Genomic DNA, 17,600 nt, shown 5'->3' with positions numbered 1-17,600 from the left:
TAACTGTCCGTAAGCGCCGCCATCCCTGGGCGGTTTCCAACCCTACGCGCGAGCCTCCACCACGCTGAAATTAGAAGGTATGCGTGGCCGCGGTGTTAATCTTGGGAACGTGCAAATACTTTGCTCCTTTGTTGGTGGCGCCGGTCATCTCGTTCCTCAATTTCCTCTGCTTCGGGTACTCGTCGATGCGGGCCACGACCTGACCCTGGTCGGCCGAGCTTCTGGAGCTCGGTCGGCTCCTGAGGGGATGTTTCGTCGGATGGAAACTCGGCCGGATCGTCGAGCCCGTATCAGCGATGAGATCTCTCCTTTGCTACCCGTGGATCGGGATGCTGAGGTGGCTGTTGTGGCTGAGTACTTCGCAGGCGATGCTGCGCGCCAGTCGGCTGAAGCGATCGAGGCGGTGATTTCGAGCACGGATTTGATTGTGTGCGATGAGCTGGACTTCGGGGCGATGGCCGCAGGTGCACGCGCGGGCGTTCCGGTCGTTATTGTATCTGTGATCGCATCGGGATCACTAGTGCGCGCGGATCGCGTCAGTGATGCGCTTGAGCGATTGCGCCTAGAACTTGGATTGTCAGAGCCCATTAGATACCAGGGCGACCTCTTTGTTGTTCCGTTCACACCGACCATGAGAGCTCCGGACTTTCCGGCCCCGGATCACGCAGTGTGGATGCGGCCTGATCGCGGGCTCAAGCCCGACCCGAACGGGTCGATCGTGGCAACCCTCGGAACCGAGTTCAATACCGAATCGGGCGATCTATTTGATCGGATTCTCGACGCACTCGCCGAAGTGGATGCTCCGTGCGTGGTAGCAGTTGGACGCGATCTCGATCCCGCCCGATTCGGGCCCCAACCATCGCATGTGCGTGTGGAGCAGTATGTCGACCTTGATGCCCTCGTCCCACGTGCCAGCGTCGTTCTGCATCACGGGGGTAGCGGGCTCTTCATGAGATCCGTCCTGGGTGGGGCCCCCCAGATCCTCTTTCCCATGGGAGCTGACCAGCCGTTCACCGCTGATCGTGTCCAGCACCTCGGTGTGGGATGTGTGCTCGACTCGCAGACTGCGGACTCGACCGTGATCAGGGAGCGAGTAGCGGCCTTGCGGGATGACGCGAAGATGCGTGACCGCGTCACAGCCCTACGAACAGAAACGCTCGCTCTTCCGGACCCGGCGGCTGTAGTCCGCAAGGTGGAGGCCCTCGTCACTAGCGCGCGCTAAGGGCATTTATCGTTTCCGGCCCGCCGAACGTCCCACAAGTCAACAGCGCTTTTCGTCAGTGGTGCGACGTTCGCTGGAAATCGCGCCGCCGTCATACGCGCCTCCATACCGGTCCGGGTACGGCTGTTTCGACAAGATTGCAGCGCTGCCGGTAAACTGAACGTTGGATCCGGCTGCAGTCCGTGGCGGCTGGTTCCTGCCATGCGTGGAATACCCTTGGATTCCGGAGGAATTCCGCGTTGGCAGACCCGGCAGTGAGTTACTGATTCGGGCCTCACGGCACATCTCTAGGAGTTATTGTGGCACTTGACGCCGCTGTAAAGCAGACCATCATCAAGGATTTTGCAACGTCCGAGGCCGACACCGGTTCGCCGGAGGTCCAGGTTGCAGTCCTGACCCAGCGGATCAAGGATCTGACTGAGCACATGAAGGTGCACAAGCACGATTACCACACCCAGCGCGGTCTGCTGGCCATGGTTGGTCGTCGCAAGCGCATGCTCACCTACCTCAAGAACACTGACATCGCCCGCTACCGTGCGCTCATCGAGCGCCTCGGCCTGCGCCGCTAGTCAGGCTTAAGGGGCGGCCCTTTCCTCGACGGAACGGGCCGCCTTCTTCAAAAGAAAACTAAACAGGAGGATCAACCGCATCACGCATTCGCGGTCCTCGGTAGTGATCCCCGGGAACGGCTTCGAAGACTGAAGCCCCGGCCCGTGGGTCTCGATCGATGACCGGGTGCAGTGCAGGCCAGTAGACAGATGCTGGACTGGGTTGATGCGGCTGGACTCCGTGAAACAAGAAACGGAGGTGACTCTCTTGGAGGGTCCCGAAATCCAGTTCTCAGAAGCAGTCATTGATAATGGCCGCTTCGGCAAGCGTGTAATCCGCTTCGAAACCGGCCGTCTTGCCAAGCAGGCAGCCGGCGCAGCCATGGTGTACATCGACGAAGACACCGCGCTGCTGTCCGCCACTACCGCAGGCAAGCACCCGCGCGAAGGCTTCGACTTCTTCCCGCTGACGGTTGATGTGGAAGAGCGCATGTACGCTGCCGGCCGCATCCCGGGCTCGTTCTTCCGCCGTGAAGGCCGCCCGTCCACCGAAGCGATCCTGGCCTGCCGCCTAATGGACCGTCCGCTGCGTCCCGCCTTCGTCAAGGGCCTGCGCAACGAGGTCCAGATTGTGGTGACCGTTTTGGCCATCAACCCCGACGAGCTCTACGACGTGGTGGCCATCAACGCCTCCTCCATGTCCACGCAGCTCTCCGGACTTCCGTTCTCCGGCCCCATCGGCGGCGTCCGCGTTGCCCTCGTGGCTGACGAGCAGGGTTCGCAGTGGGTCGCTTTCCCGAAGCACTCACAGCTGGAGAACTCTGTCTTCAACATGGTGGTTGCCGGCCGCATCGCGGGCGACGACGTTGCCATCATGATGGTTGAAGCCGAAGCAACGGACAACTCCTGGAACCTCATCAAGGAACAGGGCGCCACCGCCCCCACGGAAGAGGTTGTCTCCGAGGGCCTCGAGGCTGCCAAGCCGTTCATCAAGGCGCTTTGCGACGCCCAGGCCGACCTCGCCGCCCGCGCTGCAAAGCCCACCGTTGAGTTCCCGGTCTTCCTGGACTACCAGGATGACGTGTACGCCGCTGTGGAGGCCGCTGCCGCTGAGAAGCTGGCGGCCGTCTTCCAGATCGCCGACAAGCAGGAACGCGACGTTGCAACGGATTCGTTGAAGGACGAAGTCACTTCCTCACTCGCCGGCCAGTTCGAAGGCCGCGAGAAGGAGCTCTCTGCAGCGTTCCGCTCGGTCACCAAGCAGGTTGTGCGCCAGCGCATCCTCAAGGACCAGATCCGCATCGACGGCCGAGGCCTGACGGACATCCGCCAGCTCACCGCCGAGGTTGAGGTTCTGCCCCGCGTGCACGGTTCCGCGATCTTCGAGCGCGGCGAGACCCAGATCATGGGTGTGACCACGCTGAACATGCTCAAGATGGAACAGCAGATCGACTCGCTGTCTCCCGTGACGCGCAAGCGCTACATGCACAACTACAACTTCCCGCCGTACTCCACCGGTGAGACCGGCCGCGTCGGTTCCCCGAAGCGCCGCGAAATCGGCCACGGTGCCCTGGCTGAGCGTGCGCTCGTGCCGGTGCTGCCGTCCCGGGAAGAGTTCCCGTACGCCATCCGCCAGGTGTCCGAGGCCCTCAGCTCCAACGGTTCGACGTCGATGGGTTCGGTCTGCGCCTCCACGCTGTCCATGCTCAACGCAGGTGTGCCCCTGAAGGCCGCCGTTGCCGGTATCGCCATGGGCCTGGTTTCCGACCAGGTTGACGGCCAGACCCGCTACGCTGCCCTGACGGACATCCTCGGTGCCGAAGACGCGTTCGGCGACATGGACTTCAAGGTTGCCGGTACGTCCGAGTTCGTCACGGCCATCCAGCTGGACACCAAGCTCGACGGCATCCCGGCTTCCGTGCTGGCAGCAGCGCTGAAGCAGGCCCGCGAAGCCCGCCTGCACATCCTGGATGTCATCAACTCCGCGATCGATACCCCGGATGAGCTCTCCGAGTTCGCGCCGCGCGTCATCGCGGTCAAGATCCCGGTTGACAAGATCGGCGAGGTCATTGGGCCCAAGGGCAAGATGATCAACCAGATCCAGGAAGACACCGGCGCGGACATCTCCATCGAGGACGACGGCACGGTCTACATTGGCGCCACCAACGGTCCGTCTGCAGACGCAGCACGCTCCGCCATCAACGCCATCGCCAACCCGCAGGTTCCGGAAATCGGCGAGCGCTACCTGGGCACGGTCGTCAAGACCACCACCTTCGGCGCCTTCATTTCCCTCACCCCGGGCAAGGACGGCCTGCTGCACATCTCCGAGCTGCGCAAGCTTGCCAGCGGCAAGCGCGTGGACAACGTTGATGACGTGGTCTCCGTGGGTCAGAAGATCCAGGTCGAAATCACCAAGATCGATGACCGCGGAAAGCTGTCGCTGTCCCCCGTAGTGGCTGAAGAGGAAGGCGCCGGCGAAGCCGAGCCCGTTCACGCTTCCGTCGCGGCAGAGGGCGCTGCAGAAGCGGAGTAGTCCACTCACGCGGAGTAGCAGCTTCCGGCACACAGCAGAAAGCGGCGGGGCCGGTGGATGATCCACCGGCCCCGCCGCTGTTACGATGGCAGCCAGATTCGGCAGCCGCTCCCCGAAAGGCTTCAATGACTGTTGTACCCCTGCCGCTTGAGCAGAACCAGCCCGGCGACACCCTTGTGCACGGATCCGACGGCGGCTCCGTTGTCAGGCGTTCCGTGTTGCCCGGCGGCGTGCGGGTGCTCACCGAAGCGATGCCCGGGCAGCGTTCGGCCACTATCGGATTTTGGGTGGGCGTGGGGTCCCGTGACGAGGCTCCGGGACAGCACGGCTCAACTCATTTCCTGGAACACCTCCTGTTCAAGGGCACCAGACGCCGGACGGCGCTGGAAATCGCCTCAGCGTTCGACGAGGTGGGCGGCGAGTCCAACGCCGCTACCGCCAAGGAAAGCACGTGCTACTTCGCCCGGGTGCTGGACACGGACCTTCCCATGGCGATTGACGTGATTGCGGACATGATCACGGGTGCCGTCCTGGATCCGGCCGAAATGGAGCAGGAGCGCGACGTCATCCTGGAGGAAATCGCCATGGACAGCGATGACCCCACGGACGTGGCGCATGAAAATTTTGTGGCGGCCGTGTTGGGAACCCATCCGTTGGGCCGCCCCATCGGCGGCACGCCCGCCGCCATCAGGGCGGTGGCGCGCGATTCGGTATGGGATCACTACCGCCGGTACTACCGGCCCGACGAGCTGGTAATCACTGCCGCGGGAGGCCTGGAGCACGACGTCGTCTGCCGCCTTGTGGTGGATGCGCTCCACGCGGCCGGCTGGCCGCTTGAGCCCAGCGCCGCTCCGGTGGAGCGCCGCCCCACCGAACGTGCCGAGATCACCGGCACCGCTGGCCTGCACGTGGTCAAGCGCGCGGTGGAGCAGGCCAACATCATCATGGGCTGCCCCACGATCGTGGCGACGGATGAACGCCGCTACGTCATGAGCGTGCTCAACGCAGTGCTCGGCGGGGGAATGTCCTCGCGGCTGTTCCAGGAAATCCGTGAGAAGCGCGGACTGGTGTACTCCACGTATTCGTTCGCGTCCTCCTACGCTGACGCGGGCTACTTCGGCATGTATGCCGGGTGCACGCCCTCCAAAGTCCGCCAGGTGCTGGATCTGCTGGGGCTTGAGCTGGACAAGCTGGCTGAGGGCGGGATATCCGAGGACGAACTCCGCAAAGCGGTGGGTCAGCTCTGCGGTGGCATCGTGCTGGCACTGGAGGACACCGGCTCCCGGATGTCCCGCCTGGGCCGCGCCGAACTGGTGTCCGGAGAGTACCAGGACATCGACGAGACCCTCCGGCTCATCAAATCGGTCACGGCGCAGGAGGTCCAGGACCTTGCCAGGGAGCTGGCCGCAGCGCCCCGGACTGTCACCGTGGTGGGTCCGTTCGAAGAAAATGAGACGTTCGGTCTCTGACCGGGACGTCGGGAGGAAGCCATGAACCGTCCGCAGCCGGGCACAGTGCATGCAGTGCTGGAGAACTTCCTGGGGCATTGGCGCGGCACCACGCGCCTCGCTGCATCAGCCTGGGGGCCCGAGCGCACTGCCGACGCTGAAGTGAGCTATTCGCGGGCCGCCGGCGGTTATGCGGTGGTCCAGAGCTACCGGCACACAGAGGCTGACGGTACCCATTTTGAGGGACACGGTGTGTTCACCGTAGATCCCGACCACGATGAGGTTCTCTGGTATTACGTGGACAGCATGGGATCGGCTCCGGGCACTCCGGCCCGCTGCACCTGGGTGGACGGCGTCCTCCGGGTGGAGCGCCACAGCGACCGGGGGACCGCCCGCCATACCTTCCGCGTGGACGGAGGCGTACTCCGCCACACCGCCGAATTACGCCTGGACGACGCCCAGGACTACGTCCCGTTCATGACGTCGGAGTGCCGCCGCGCCTGACCCACGTCCGGACTCACAGAGGGCGAACGGACACCTGCAGCCCCCGGGTTACCAAGTCTCAGCGCGAAACGGACACCGTGGTGGTGAAAATCCGCCGGTCAGCTCTCTGATTCCATAATCCTGGTCAGCGGCGCCCCGTTCAGGGCAGGCGAAGCGGCAGGAGAGTTCCACACGTTGTCCTGCAGATTGGCCAGCAACTTCTCTGCCTGGCCGCGTTCGGTGAAATCGAGTTCCACCACCACATAGTGGGAATCGCCGACGGGCCGGCCGATGCGATGGGCGACCACGCCGGAGCGGGCGCGATTCACCGGGTCCCGGTCGAAGGCCGCTTTCCACATGCCGAAGTCCTTGATTCCGTGCTCGATCTGCAGCGTAAACATTCCAGATTCTCCTTAGAAGTTGGCCAGCTGTCGAACCGGAACAGTACCGGTTCCACGGCCTTTGGTACTGCTCACCGTAGGCGCAGTCCACTTCAAGCGATATCCCAGAAATCTGGAAGACGGGCCTCGACGTGCTGGCTGTCCAGCCGGAGCGCATACTGGGTGAATGACCACAGGCTGGGCGTTGAACCGGAGCCTTGAGCGCGTCCGGCTTCTCAGCGATTCACTCTTGGATCATCGGGCATTGCGTGCAGGAGTGCTCAAGGAGCTGGGCCGAATGTTGCCTTTCAGCGCGTGCGTCTGGCCACTTTCCGACCCTGCAACAGCAACAGGAATTTCGCCTTTGGCACGGATTCCATGCCCGGAGGAACTCCCCCTCCTCATCCGACTGAAGTACTTGACACCCATGGGCAGGTGGACGCGGTTGGCCGAGAGCGCCTCTCCCGTGGCATCGCTGCTCCAGGCCAGCAATGGAGAACCGTCGAAAAGTCCGGTCTGGGATGGGGTGCTGAAACGCCACGGGGTCTCTGATGTCCTGTTCACCGTATTTGCGGACAAGCATGGGTGTTGGGGGTGGCTCGACCTATGGCGGGAGCCGGCGCAGGGCGCGTTCACGGCCAGCGAAATGGCCTACCTGGCAACAGTGACGAATGAAGTGACGCCCGCGCTGCGGCGGTCCATCGCCAGACAGTTCGGCTTGGAAGCGACTGCGATACCATCCAGGCGGGACGCTCCGCTGAAAAGCCCGCGGATTGGACAACCTACAGTCAGCGAGTCGCGAAGAAGCGCTCCCACCGATGACCTCCCGGAGCAGGCCGTGCTGACGCTGGACGCCGACATGGCCGTGATAGGGGAGACCGCGTCCGTGAGGGATTGGCTGGACCTACTTCAGCCCGGTCCGCGGCCCTATCAGGGAGTTCCGGCAGAGGTCCTGAACGTCGCTGCACAATTACTGGCACGTGAGGCGGGAGTGGATGATCATCCAGCTGCGGCGCGGGTGCACATCGGTTACGGCAAATGGGCCATCCTCCGGGCAAGCCGGATGGATTCGGCAGCCCCGGGTGGCACTCCACCATTGGCCGTGACCATCCAGGAATGCCCGCCCGAGGCGAGGCTGGACATCTTTGCGAGGTGCTTCGGCCTGACACCCCGGCAGAGGGAATTACTGGAGCTCGCGTTTGCTGGTGCGAGCACAGCGGCCATGGCAGCGGCCCAAGGAACAGGCGCCTATACCGTCCAGGACCAGTTCAAACAGATATTCGAAGTCTGTGGAGTCCGAAGCCGCGCATCACTGCTCGCCATGGCGCTGGGAGTCGTCGCTGGCGTGTCCAGCCCGCGACAGCACGAGTGACAGTCCCGGGCAGCTTCCAGTGCTGCAGCCGTCTCCCAAGGACTCCAGCTACCAAGCGGTGGCCAAAGTCCTCTAAGACACTCCGGTGGCTATGCCTCATTCGCGAAGGGATCTTCGGGCAGGGGCAGGGGTAGGTTCTAGGAATTCGTGGCTCGGATCTGAACGCAGCGGCTGGTTCTGGATGATGGCGGGCCAGTGGGGAGGTTCCCAGTCTTGGTGTTCACTGTGGTAGCGGCGCCCGGTGGGGGAAATCCAGCCGGGTGGTTCGTTGGGTCTGGCTCCGGTGGGTGTCCAGCTTGTTGTGTGTTTCAGTCGGTGGTGTTTACGGCAGGGCTGGCCGAGGTTGGTGATCCCGGTGGTGCCGCCGACGTTCCAGGCGAGGAGGTGGTCTGCTTCGTTGTCGAGGGAGTGGTTGCTGCAGCCGGGGAAGGGGCACTTGCCGTCGCGCAGGCGCAGCCATTGGCGCATGGCCTTGGGGATGCGGTAGCTGGTTCGCCCGATCTCCAACGGCGCCCCATCGCGGGGGTCGGTCAGGACCCGGTGGAAGGAATCAGCCCCGTCGGCGACAAGGCGGCGGGCCATGGATGGTGGGATGGGTCCGTAGCCGTCCAGGATGGCTGGTTCGTCGGTGAGGCCCAGCAGCGAGAACACCGGAACCGTTATGAGGACCTGCGCGGCCGGTGACGGCACCCCGCCAGGGCCGACCCCGCCAATGGTGCTGTTCTCCGCCGTTGGGTGAGCCGTGCGTAGGCCGGAAACGGATTCGCCGCCGGCGCGGAGGAGCCAGGTCGCGGCGGTGTCGGCGCGGAGCTGGGTGAGCGTCCTGTCCTCGGTCGGGCCTTGGAGGGCTCGCGCGGCGGCGGTGGCCCGGTTCCAGATCCCGGCGGCGGTGTCGGCGGGCAAGTAGGCGGAGAGCCAGGCCATGCCGTCGCGGTCCGGGGCGTACTCGAGCCGCCTGTCCTGGGCGCCTTTGGTGTGCCGTTTTTCGATGCTGTCCTGGTGGTGGCGTTCCCGCCAGGTCCTGGCCTTGTGCCGGAACCGGGACGGCACGAGTTCTCCTGCGGGGCCGCCGCGGGCGGGGTTAGGGGCGTCTGGGTCCAGGAAGTGGGCCTCCAGTGCCGCGGCGCCGGCGGGGTCCAGGGTGGTGGTTTCGTCGACCATTGCCTGGGCGTGCTGCCACGAAATCGTCCCTGCCTGCAATGCAGCGAGAGTCAGGGGCAGCGAGGCTGTCAGTTCGTGGGATTCGGACAGGAGTGCCCCGGCGGTGCGTTCACTGACGGTCATAACGCATGCGACGACCTCGGCGACGATGGCCATCTCCTGCGCGGTGCGTTCCTGCGGCAACGCCTCCGGCGCCGCCATAGCCCGTGTGGTGCCGGCGAACCCGGCTGCGGCGCGCACTACCAGGGCTGCCGTCTTGGCTTGCAGCCGGGCAGCCTCCGCCAGGATCTCCAGCCAGTCATCAGCCTGTTGCCGCAGTAGATCAACACCAGACCCGCCCCCGGGCCCCTTCCGGCGGACAATCGCACCCACGGCAGCGACGGAAGCCTCGATGGCCTCCTGCACCTCTACTGCTGCCGTGTTCTCCATACCCACAGCATCCCAGGAGCCTCCGACAATAACGGCGCAGCAGATGGCCTATGTGGATATCCTCCGACCAACCGGGCGTGCCAGAGGTTGCTAGCCCCCGGCAAAGGGCGGCAGGATATCAACCACGTCGCCGGGATTTAACACAGTGGTGTGGTCCCGCACGGCGACTTCATTGAGCAGGAAACTGCTCCGTGACAGGATGCGCGGCAGGGGAGGGGTGCCCAGGGGCGGTTCCGGACGTTCCACTCCCAGAACGGTCTGCAGCAGGTCCGCCACGGTGGCTCCCGAAGGCAGCTCGAAGCGCTCCTCTTCCACACCCGCGGCGGCGCGTGCCGCAGCGAAGTATCGTACGTTCAAAAAGTCAGCCTCCGATGGCGCTCATGCTGCGGTCCGGCTGGACGAAGTCCGGGGCGTCAAGTCCTACGTGGTCCATGCCGTGGGCCTTGGGCTTGACCCACATGGCATCCTGCCATCGTTCGGCCAGGGCATCGTCGCTCGCGCCTGTACGCAGGAGCTCGAGGAGATCAAATTCCTCACGGGAGAACAGGCAGCTCATGATCTTTCCCTCGGCGGTGATCCGCGTTCGCCGGCAATCGGAACAGAACGGCTCCGTGACGGAGGCGATGATCCCTACGGTTCCCAGTACGGCTCCCTGGGCGTCGTCGGACCCGGCCATCCGGCGTCGTACCTCAAAGCGTTCCGCCGGTGCTCCGTCGCGGGCGCGGGGGTCCGGGCTCAGCACATAGTCCACAGAAAGCAGGGAACGGATCTCGGCTGCCGTGATCATGTTCCGCCGCGTCCAGCCATGGTCAGCGTCAAGCGGCATCTGCTCAATGAAACGCAGCTCGTAGCCCCGGTCCAGCGCCCAGGCGAGCAGGGAAGGCGATTCGGCGTCATTGATGCCCCGCATCAGCACGGCGTTGAGCTTGACGGGGCCCAGCCCGGCTGCCCACGCAGCGTCCACCCCCGCCAGCACCCGGTCCAGGAAAGGCCGCCGGGTCAGCTTGGCGAAGGTCTCCTCATGCAGGGAGTCGAGCGAGACATTGATGCGCGTGAGGCCAGCGGCCTTCAGCGCGGCCGCCTTTTTGTCCAGGCCCACGCCGTTGGTAGTCATGGAGATGGGCAACTCCGGGTGGTTGCTCCGGATAGCGGCGATGATGCCGGCCAGGTCGGCCCGGACCAAAGGCTCACCGCCGGTCAGGCGCAGTTCGCGCACGCCCAGAAGGTCCACGCCGATCCGCACGATCCGCACAATCTCTTCGGCGGACATGACAGCCTGCTTGGACAGCCACTCTAGCCCTTCGGCAGGCATGCAATAGGTGCAGCGGAGGTTGCATTTGTCCGTCAGGGACAGCCTCATGTCCGTAGCGCGGCGGCCGTAGCGGTCCAGGAGTCCCGGTGGCGCGTCCGCGGGCCGGGCGGCAGGCAGCGCGCCAGGACCGGAACCTCCACGGGGTTGCGGCATGCCTAGCTGAACACTCATGAATTCAGGCTACGCCACCTTTGGCCCCGGCATCACGCCCATGACGCCGGTGAATCTTACGGAAGTCCAACGGTAGCGCCCGTCACCTCCAGGATCGGTGCCGCCGCGCTCCGGCGAACCTATGCTGGAGGAGTGAACAGGTCCCAACCGCCACAGGAAAAGGCCGACGTCGGCAACCGCCGCATTCTTCTCGTCGAGGACGAGCAGATTATCGCCGGAGTGGTGCGTGACTACCTTTTGCAGGCAGGCTTCCAGGTGGACCTGGCCAAGGACGGCTTCACCGCCCTTGAGCTTGCGGCATCCAGGCACCCGGACCTGATCATCCTGGACCGGATGATTCCAGGACTTGACGGCGTGGAGGTCTGCCGCAGGCTCAGGAGGTCCACCGCAGTTCCGGTGATCATGCTCACGGCCCTTGGCACGGAGGACGACAGGATCCTGGGCCTCGAAGTGGGCGCCGACGACTACATCACCAAACCGTTCTCGCCACGGGAGCTGGTGCTGCGGGTCAGGTCCGTGTTGCGCCGCAGCCTGCAGGAGTTCAGCCCTGAGCCACCCGTTGAGGTGGCAGGCTTCGAGCTGAATCCCGCGGCGCGTAGGGTCATTCATCGGGGCGTGGTGCTGTCCCTGACCACCCGAGAGTTCGACCTCCTGGCATTCCTTCTCCGGCGGCCCAACCAGGTGTTCAGCCGCGAGGACCTCATCAAGGCTGTGTGGGGGTGGGACTTCGGTGATCTTTCCACGGTCACAGTCCATGTCCGGCGGCTGCGGGAGAAAATTGAAAACGACCCCAGGCATCCAGCCCTCCTGAAGACCGTGTGGGGTGTGGGGTACCGGCTGGATGTGCCGGCTACACCGGACACTGAAACCCCGGAAAATGAGAACACCGGAACCAGCGTTGCCGCACCTGCCCTGAGCGAGGCCACCGATGCAAGGGAATGACCTTTTCGCCATCGTCAGCTGGGCACTTTTGTGGGCACTCGTCATCGGTGCGGCGGCACTGCTGGCCCTGAAGGTTCTGAAGCGAGCGTCGTTCGCCGTGCAGATTTGCGTGGTGGTGCTGGCTACCGTAGCCGTCCTGACCGCCGGAATCGTCACCGCTGTCAGCGCCATGTTCATTTCCGCCAGGGACGTGGAAGTCCTGTGGTACATCCTGGCCATTGCCTCCGCTGTGGCCGTTGCTATCGCTCTGATACTCGGGGCACGGGTCTCGAGGAACGCTCACGCGCTGTCCGTGGCGGCGCGAAGCATCGGCCGGGGTGAAAGCCCGGCCGTGGCAACGTCAGTGATGGGGTCGGAGTTGACCGCGCTTGCCAGCGAACTGGAACTCAGCAGCCGCCGGCTGGAAGAATCCCGGGAGCGGGAGGCCGCCGTCGAAAAGTCACGCAGGGAGCTGGTGTCATGGATATCGCACGATCTCCGCACACCGCTTGCCAGCATGCGTGCCATGGCGGAGGCGCTGGAGGACGGCATGGCCGGCGATCCGTCCGCGTACCACCGCAAAATCATCGCCCAGACGGACCAGATGGCTGTAATGGTGAACGACCTCCTGGAGCTGTCCAAGATCCAGGCAGGTACGCTGCGGCTCAATGCCGAACCCCTGGATCTTTATGACCTGGCCAGTGACGCACTCGCCGATTTGGCGCCTCTCGCCGCCCGGCGCAACATCAAGCTCGACGGCGGCGGCCAGCGTGAGAGCCTGGCCCTCGCTGATGGACCCTCCGTGGGGCGGGCAGTCCGCAACGTTGTCCTGAATGCGATCCTCTACAGCAGTCCCGGATCGAACGTCACAGTCACCGTAGGCAGCGGCCACGGCAGCGCGTCTGTGACCGTTACGGACGGCTGCGGTGGAATTCCGGCGGAGGATCTCCCGCACCTTTTCGAGACAGGATGGCAGGGAAATCCCGCCCGCCGGCGCACAGGGGACGGGGACCACCCAAGGGATGACCGTTACAGTGGCGCCGGAGTGGGCCTGAGCATGGTGGCCGGAATAGCTCGCGCCCACGGCGGAGGCATCAGCGTCGAAAACGTCGACGGCGGCTGCCGATTTACGCTCCGGCTCCCGGCGGATGGGAACGCCGCCGCTTCCGATGCGCTCCCGGATCAAGCCGAGAGGCCGGGGACGTACCATGCTGCGTGACACAGGGAACCGGTTGACCAGGAGCCATGACACCAAGAGCCGCGACACCAAGGTCCATGACACCAAGCCCTCGATGACAAAGAAACGGTGGGCGGCGGCATCCGGGATAGCGGCCGCGGGAAGTGGCGTGGTTCTGGGGGAACTGCTGGCTGGCTGGGTCAGCCCGTCGTTGTCACCCATGACAGCGGTTGGCGGAGCCGTAATCGACGCCGTTCCGCCTGCCCTCAAGGACTGGGCCATCGCGCTGTTCGGCACCGCCGACAAGGTAGCCCTGCTGGCAGGGATGGTGCTGGTCATCGCTGCCGCGGCTGCCCTGGCCGGCGTCCTGGAACAGCGAAAGCGGTTTGCCGGTGTCGTGGTAGTTGGGATCTTTGGGCTGGCGGGACTGGTTGCGGTCCTGACCCGCGCGCAGGTGACTCCCAACGCCGTCGCGGTACCGCTGGTGGCCGCTCTGATCGGGATGGTTCTGCTGCGACAGCTGATCCGCCGGCTCCAGGAGTGGAAGACTCCGGCGGCGGAAACTGATGACTTGCCGGCCCGCCGCGCCTTCCTCCAGCTCTTTGCAGGCGGTGCCGCCGTCACGGCGGTGGGAGGGATGCTCGCGGCTGTCTGGCGCGGTGCGGCGGCCGGTATCAGCGACGCCCGCGAACGGCTGCGGCTCCCAGCCGCCCAGTCAGGGGCACCGGCCATTCCAGCCGACGCTGAGGTCGCACTGGATGGCATGCAGCCGCTGGTCACCCCCAACCGCGATTTCTACCGGATAGACACAGCCCTTACCGTGCCTGCCATTGATCCGAACGCATGGGTGCTGCGGGTGACGGGCATGGTGGAAAAGGACATCGAGCTGACGTTCTCTGAGCTCCTGGCCAAACCAATGACTGAACGGCACGTAACCATAGCCTGTGTCTCCAACGAGGTGGGCGGAGACCTGATCGGCAACGCCAAGTGGCTGGGCTGGCCCGTCCGGGAACTGCTGGCCTTGGCCAGGCCTCTGGCTGGGGCGGACATGGTGCTTTCCCGGAGCTCGGACGGGTGGACCGCCAGCACCCCGCTGGACGTGCTCACGGACAACAGGGACTCCCTGCTGGCAGTAGGGATGAACGGCGAACCGCTGCCGCAGGAACACGGGTTCCCTGTCCGGCTGGTGGTCCCGGGCCTCTACGGATACGTCTCAGCAACTAAATGGCTCACGGAACTCAAAGTGACGACGTTCGCGGACGACACCGCCTATTGGACGCCGCGTGGCTGGTCAGCCCGTGGACCCATCAAGATGTCGTCCAGGATCGACGTGCCGCGCCGAGGCAGGGCCGTGACTGCAGGAACAGTGATGTTCGGTGGGGTGGCCTGGGCCCAGCACACCGGGATCGGGAAAGTGGAACTGCGAGTCAACCGCGGCCCGTGGCAGGCGGCTGACCTTGCCACCGCGATCTCCCTCGATACCTGGTACCAATGGAAGCTGGGCATCGATCTCACACCCGGTCAATACGAGGTCCAGGTCCGCGCCACGGACCTCACCGGCGAGCCCCAGCACGAAGAGCGCCGGCCTGTTGCGCCGGACGGGGCCACCGGCTTCCACACGATTAGAGTTGACGTGAAAACCTGATGGCAACCGAAAGCAGGACCATGCACAGCCCTCCGCACCAGCACGGCCACGCTTCCACCCAGGCTTCCACCCAACCTGCGCACTCCGGCCCTGCCCACGCTGACCACTCAGTCGCCAGGCACCGGGCCGCAGTGGCTGAGCTGCTGACGGGCCTGCGCTCCGCGGACCGGACCGAAACGCTGCCCCTCCACGCGGTCCTCGGCAGGGGGCTTGCCTATGACGTCAGCGCGCCCATCAGCCTCCCACCCTTTGCCAATTCCCAGATGGACGGCTTTGCCGTCAACAGTGCGGACATTCCCGACGGCGGTGCGGACCTGCCGGTGGCGGACCCCCTTCCGGCAGGTGCCACGCCAGCGGCATTGGAGTCCGGCACAGCCGCCCCCATCATGACGGGCGCGATGATCCCGGCAGGTGCGGACGCCGTCGTCCCCGTGGAGCGGGCGGTGCCGGACAGGTTCCCGGTTCCCGGCGCTGAAGCAACTGTGTGGCTGCCGGCCACGGCGGCCGGGACATTCGTGCGTTCCGTGGGCAGCGATGTCCCGGCGGGGGAGCTGGCGCTGGCCGGCGGAACTTTCCTCGGGCCCGCGCAGCTTGGATTGCTGGCAGCCCTGGGTATCTCCGAAGTCAGGGTGCACAAGCCGTTGACGGTCCTCCTGGTCACCACTGGAGACGAGGTGGTTGAACCGGGCCAGCCTCTTCCCGCGGCCAAGATCTACGATGCCAACGGCACCTTGCTGGAGAGTGCCATGCGGCAGGCGGGCCTGAACGTGCTTCGCACAGGGATCTCAACAGACCGGCCGGAGGAGCTTCGTGCCCTTCTGCATGCCCACGCACCGGCCGTTGACCTCATGGTTACCACCGGCGGCGTCAGCAAGGGCGCCTATGAAGTTGTGCGCCAGGCCATGGACGGCCAGCAGGCAGAGTTCCGCCACGTGGCCATGCAGCCGGGCGGCCCGCAGGGAATCGGCACGTTCGACGCCGTCCCGTTCCTGGGGTTCCCCGGGAACCCGGTCAGCTGCCTGGTCTCCTTCGAAATGTTCCTCCGGCCCGTTCTGGCCGAACTTTTCGGCTCGCCTGCGCCGCGGACCCCGCTCCGTGCCAGGCTTGCCCACGGACTCACTTCGCCCGGACACAAGCACCAGGTCCGCCGGGGCAGTCTCCAGGCTGACGGAACCGTCCGCTTGGAAGGCGGCGAAAGCTCGCATCTGATGCACGCGCTGGCAGGTTCAAATGCGCTGGTGCACGTGCCCGAAGGGGTCTCCGCGCTCGCGGAGGGCGACGAGGTGGAAGTATGGATGTTGTGAATGCAGAACAGAGCCCGTCCGAGCTGACGCACCTGCGCCGGGACGGCACCGCCCAGATGGTGGATGTGTCGGCGAAAGCCGAAACCACCCGCGAAGCCACCGCCACAGCCACTGTGCGCACTACCCGCGAAGTACTGGGGCTGCTGGGCTCCGGTGGCCTGTCGAAGGGGGACGCCCTGGCGGTGGCCCGGGTAGCAGGCATCATGGCCGCGAAAAAGACCCCCGAACTGATCCCCCTGTGCCACCCGTTGCCGCTGTCCAAGGTGACGGTGGACTTCGAGCTCGCAGCCGATTCCGTGGCCATCCTGGCCACGGTCAAGACCCGCGGTGTCACGGGAGTCGAAATGGAAGCGCTGACCGCTGCCTCAGTAGCCGCCCTGAGCGTGTACGACATGATCAAGGCCGTGGACAAGCACGCCGTGCTTACCGATATCAAAGTGCTGGCCAAAAGCGGCGGCAAGAGCGGGGACTGGACGCTATGAGCGGCACCACCGAGAGCATCCTGAATCTGCCTGAACCGCACCGGCATGGGGATGTGCAGGGGCGGAAGGCCGGAGTGGTCATCGCCTCCACCAGGGCCGCGGCGGGCATCTACCAGGATGAAACCGGCCCCATCATCATCGACTGGCTCACCGAGCACGGCTTCGAAACCTTCCCTGCCATGGTGGTTCCGGACGGTGAGCCCGTAGGCGCGGCGGTGCGTGCGCTCCTGACCCAGCATCCCGCCGTCGTGATCACCAGCGGAGGAACCGGGCTCAGCCCGGACGACCGGACCCCTGACGTGACGATGCCCCTCCTGGACCGGGAAATCCCGGGAATCATGGAGGCGATCAGGCGTGCCGGAGCTGCCAAAACCCCGCTGGCTGCGTTGAGCCGCGGTTATGCCGGGGCATCGGGGAAGACCTTCATTGTTAACCTGCCAGGATCACCCAAGGGAGTGATGGACGGGCTGTCCGTCCTGGACCCGGTGATCGGGCACCTGTGCGACCAGCTGGAGGGCGGCCATGGGCACTGAATCCGTTTTTGAGGTGGTCCGCGCGGTCCTGAGCGCAGAGCCCATCTCCGTGGACCAGGCCATTGCGGCCGTGGAATCGGAGACGGCCGGGGCTGTGGTCAGCTTCAGTGGAGTGGTCAGGAATCACGACGGCGGCAAGGCAGTCGAGCGGCTCAGCTACAGCGCGCACCCCACGGCCCATCAGGTGATGGCCGACGTCGTTGCGCAGCTCGCGGCGGAGCAGGAGGGTGGCGAACAGGACGCCGGAGGGTCCTCCACGCAGCCAGTGCGAATCTGGGCGGCGCACCGGATCGGCGTGCTGGAGATCGGGGACCCGGCGCTTGTTTGTGCCGTGTCAGCCGCGCACCGCGGCCAGGCCTTTGCCGTCTGTGCGGAGCTGGTGGACCGGATCAAGGAACAGGTGCCTATCTGGAAGGAACAGTTCTTTGCCGACGGCACCGTTGAGTGGGTAGGCGCGGGCGGCTGACTGCGTTGCGCGG

General features: G+C 65.1%; 17 protein-coding genes. 13 read left to right on the top strand and 4 right to left on the bottom strand.

Annotation, left to right across the window (positions count from 1 at the left end; genetic code table 11):
- Positions 1-259 precede the first annotated feature (259 nt).
- From QFZ30_RS13140 to QFZ30_RS13120, 5 genes are all read left to right on the top strand, one after another.
- Complete coding sequence (locus QFZ30_RS13140) at positions 260-1,222, top strand: glycosyltransferase (protein WP_307076872.1); 963 nt, start codon at positions 260-262, stop codon at positions 1,220-1,222.
- Between the two features lie 299 nt (positions 1,223-1,521).
- A complete protein-coding gene (rpsO, locus tag QFZ30_RS13135) occupies positions 1,522-1,791 on the top strand; it encodes a 30S ribosomal protein S15 (RefSeq protein ID WP_307076870.1) in 270 nt (89 codons plus the stop codon).
- 247 nt (positions 1,792-2,038) lie between these two features.
- Positions 2,039-4,303, top strand: a complete 2,265-nt coding sequence (locus QFZ30_RS13130; RefSeq protein ID WP_307080247.1) for a polyribonucleotide nucleotidyltransferase — start codon at positions 2,039-2,041, stop codon at positions 4,301-4,303.
- A gap of 125 nt (positions 4,304-4,428) precedes the next feature.
- Positions 4,429-5,772, top strand: coding sequence for a M16 family metallopeptidase (locus tag QFZ30_RS13125; RefSeq protein WP_307076869.1), 1,344 nt, complete (start codon positions 4,429-4,431; stop codon positions 5,770-5,772).
- Between the two features lie 21 nt (positions 5,773-5,793).
- Positions 5,794-6,255: a DUF1579 family protein gene (locus tag QFZ30_RS13120; protein WP_307076866.1), complete on the top strand. Its 462-nt coding sequence runs from the start codon at positions 5,794-5,796 to the stop codon at positions 6,253-6,255.
- A gap of 98 nt (positions 6,256-6,353) precedes the next feature.
- Here QFZ30_RS13120 and QFZ30_RS13115 read toward each other — a convergent pair whose 3' ends face one another.
- Entirely contained in the window at positions 6,354-6,635 is a 282-nt protein-coding gene (locus tag QFZ30_RS13115) for a hypothetical protein (RefSeq protein WP_307076865.1), read from the bottom strand.
- A 166-nt stretch (positions 6,636-6,801) separates the two neighbouring features.
- Here QFZ30_RS13115 and QFZ30_RS13110 point away from each other — a divergent pair, with 166 nt between their 5' ends.
- Positions 6,802-7,986: a helix-turn-helix transcriptional regulator gene (locus QFZ30_RS13110; RefSeq protein ID WP_307076863.1), complete on the top strand. Its 1,185-nt coding sequence runs from the start codon at positions 6,802-6,804 to the stop codon at positions 7,984-7,986.
- A 96-nt stretch (positions 7,987-8,082) separates the two neighbouring features.
- Here the strand turns inward: QFZ30_RS13110 and QFZ30_RS13105 are convergent, their stop codons facing one another.
- The 3 genes from QFZ30_RS13105 to moaA all read right to left on the bottom strand — a co-directional run bounded on the left by QFZ30_RS13105 (position 8,083) and on the right by moaA (position 11,059).
- A complete protein-coding gene (locus QFZ30_RS13105; protein ID WP_307076861.1) occupies positions 8,083-9,576 on the bottom strand; it encodes an HNH endonuclease signature motif containing protein in 1,494 nt (497 codons plus the stop codon).
- A 90-nt stretch (positions 9,577-9,666) separates the two neighbouring features.
- Positions 9,667-9,933 carry a MoaD/ThiS family protein gene (locus QFZ30_RS13100; RefSeq protein WP_307076859.1) on the bottom strand — a complete coding sequence of 89 codons (267 nt, stop codon included), beginning with the start codon at positions 9,931-9,933 and terminating at the stop codon, positions 9,667-9,669.
- Between the two features lie 4 nt (positions 9,934-9,937).
- Positions 9,938-11,059 carry a GTP 3',8-cyclase MoaA gene (gene moaA, locus QFZ30_RS13095; protein WP_307076857.1) on the bottom strand — a complete coding sequence of 374 codons (1,122 nt, stop codon included), beginning with the start codon at positions 11,057-11,059 and terminating at the stop codon, positions 9,938-9,940.
- A gap of 132 nt (positions 11,060-11,191) precedes the next feature.
- Between moaA and QFZ30_RS13090 the strand changes: the two genes are divergently transcribed.
- The 7 genes from QFZ30_RS13090 (at position 11,192) to QFZ30_RS13060 (ending at position 17,587) form a co-directional block, all read left to right on the top strand.
- Positions 11,192-12,001, top strand: coding sequence for a response regulator transcription factor (locus QFZ30_RS13090; protein ID WP_307076854.1), 810 nt, complete (start codon positions 11,192-11,194; stop codon positions 11,999-12,001).
- The gene (locus QFZ30_RS13085) at positions 11,988-13,199 is read left to right on the top strand and encodes a sensor histidine kinase (RefSeq protein WP_307076852.1); all 1,212 of its coding nucleotides are present in this window, start codon (positions 11,988-11,990) and stop codon (positions 13,197-13,199) included. The genes QFZ30_RS13090 and QFZ30_RS13085 overlap by 14 nt, the downstream gene beginning before the upstream one ends.
- 73 nt (positions 13,200-13,272) lie before the next feature.
- The gene (locus QFZ30_RS13080) at positions 13,273-14,802 is read left to right on the top strand and encodes a molybdopterin-dependent oxidoreductase (RefSeq protein ID WP_307080245.1); all 1,530 of its coding nucleotides are present in this window, start codon (positions 13,273-13,275) and stop codon (positions 14,800-14,802) included.
- Positions 14,802-16,106, top strand: a complete 1,305-nt coding sequence (locus tag QFZ30_RS13075; RefSeq protein ID WP_307076850.1) for a molybdopterin molybdotransferase MoeA — start codon at positions 14,802-14,804, stop codon at positions 16,104-16,106. The genes QFZ30_RS13080 and QFZ30_RS13075 overlap by 1 nt, the downstream gene beginning before the upstream one ends.
- The gene (moaC, locus tag QFZ30_RS13070) at positions 16,094-16,588 is read left to right on the top strand and encodes a cyclic pyranopterin monophosphate synthase MoaC (RefSeq protein WP_307076849.1); all 495 of its coding nucleotides are present in this window, start codon (positions 16,094-16,096) and stop codon (positions 16,586-16,588) included. Before QFZ30_RS13075 ends, moaC begins: the two co-directional genes overlap by 13 nt.
- Complete coding sequence (locus tag QFZ30_RS13065) at positions 16,585-17,121, top strand: MogA/MoaB family molybdenum cofactor biosynthesis protein (protein WP_307076847.1); 537 nt, start codon at positions 16,585-16,587, stop codon at positions 17,119-17,121. Before moaC ends, QFZ30_RS13065 begins: the two co-directional genes overlap by 4 nt.
- Positions 17,111-17,587, top strand: coding sequence for a molybdenum cofactor biosynthesis protein MoaE (locus QFZ30_RS13060; RefSeq protein ID WP_307076845.1), 477 nt, complete (start codon positions 17,111-17,113; stop codon positions 17,585-17,587). Before QFZ30_RS13065 ends, QFZ30_RS13060 begins: the two co-directional genes overlap by 11 nt.
- Positions 17,588-17,600 lie beyond the last annotated feature (13 nt).

The sequence above is a fragment of the Arthrobacter pascens genome (genome assembly GCF_030815585.1).
Classification (GTDB): domain Bacteria; phylum Actinomycetota; class Actinomycetes; order Actinomycetales; family Micrococcaceae; genus Arthrobacter; species Arthrobacter pascens_A.
This window is presented reverse-complemented; position numbering and strand designations above follow the sequence as displayed.